Raw genomic sequence first — 1,190 nt, 5'->3', positions numbered from 1 at the left:
GACCAAGGCCGACCCAATTCAGCCGCCACCCAGCTATAGCTGGGGAAACTTGCGGGGCAACGCCCGCCAAATCCAGCCCGTCCGGCGATTGAGGACAACGGCCCATGCCGCCCAGCCCGAGGCGTACGGGCCAAGGCCGGCCATTCCAGCCCGTCAGGGGGCACCTCCCAGCGGTAGCTGGGGGAGGTTGAGGACCGGGGTTCGGGGCAGAGCCCCGGAATGCGCCGCGGCGCAGCCGGATTAGTCCTGGACCTCGACCACGATTTCGACCTCCACCGGCGAATCCATCGGCAGGACCGCCACCCCAACGGCACTGCGCGCATGCACCCCGGCCTCGCCCAGCGCCTCCCCGAGGAGTTCGCTCGCGCCATTGACCACACCCGGCTGGCCGGTGAAGTCCGTGGCCGAGGCGACGAAGCCCACGACCTTCACGACGCGCACGATCTTGTCGAGGTCGCCCGTGACGGATTTCACGGCGGCGAGCGCGTTGAGAGCGCAGGTCCGCGCCAGCTCCTTGGCCTGGTCCGCGGTGACGTCGGCGCCGACCTTGCCGGTCGCCTGTAGCTTGCCCTCGACCATCGGGAGCTGCCCGGACGTGTGCACGTAGCCGCCGGAGCGTACGGCCGGCTGGTACGCGGCCAGCGGCGGCACGACCTCCGGCAGGTTCAGACCGAGCGAGCGCAGCTTGTCCTCGACGACGCTCATGCCTGCTTCTCCCGCTTCAGATAGGCCACCAGCTGCTCGGGGTTGTTCGGGCCGGGCACGACCTGGACGAGCTCCCAGCCGTCCTCGCCCCAGGTGTCCAGAATCTGCTTGGTCGCGTGTACGAGCAGCGGCACGGTCGCGTATTCCCACTTGGTCATGGTGCGACTGTAATGCCTCTCTCCCCCCGCCTCGTGCGTACTCCGGGGCCCGACTGGTTAGGCTCCAAATCATGAGCAGGTTCCACGTCGTCAGCGGCAAGGGCGGCACCGGTAAGACCACGGTCGCCGCCGCCCTCGCGCTCGCCCTCGCCGCCGAGGGAAAACGCACCCTGCTGGTCGAGGTCGAAGGCAGGCAGGGGATCGCCCAGCTCTTCGAGACCCAGGCCCTGCCGTACGCGGAGCGGAAGATCGCGGTGGCCCCTGGCGGCGGCGAGGTGCACGCGCTCGCCATCGACGCGGAGCTCGCGCTCCTCGACTACCTCCAGA

3 protein-coding genes are annotated in these 1,190 nt (G+C 69.5%); 1 reads left to right on the top strand and 2 read right to left on the bottom strand.

The window, feature by feature from the left end; translation table 11 throughout:
* Positions 1-240: 240 nt before the first annotated feature.
* Both ACFU99_RS44210 and ACFU99_RS44205 read right to left on the bottom strand, forming a co-directional pair.
* The gene (locus ACFU99_RS44210) at positions 241-705 is read right to left on the bottom strand and encodes a RidA family protein (protein ID WP_384404520.1); all 465 of its coding nucleotides are present in this window, start codon (positions 703-705) and stop codon (positions 241-243) included.
* Positions 702-863, bottom strand: coding sequence for a DUF4177 domain-containing protein (locus ACFU99_RS44205; protein ID WP_003975360.1), 162 nt, complete (start codon positions 861-863; stop codon positions 702-704). The genes ACFU99_RS44210 and ACFU99_RS44205 overlap by 4 nt, the downstream gene beginning before the upstream one ends.
* Here ACFU99_RS44205 and ACFU99_RS44200 point away from each other — a divergent pair.
* A partial coding sequence (locus ACFU99_RS44200; protein WP_384404522.1) for an ArsA-related P-loop ATPase occupies positions 848-1,190 on the top strand: 343 nt, incomplete at its 3' end. The genes ACFU99_RS44205 and ACFU99_RS44200 overlap by 16 nt on opposite strands.

The organism is Streptomyces sp. NPDC057654 (assembly GCF_042800135.1).
Classification (GTDB): domain Bacteria; phylum Actinomycetota; class Actinomycetes; order Streptomycetales; family Streptomycetaceae; genus Streptomyces.
The sequence above is the reverse complement of the archived record's forward strand: the minus strand, read 5'-3'. Positions and strand labels throughout refer to the sequence as shown.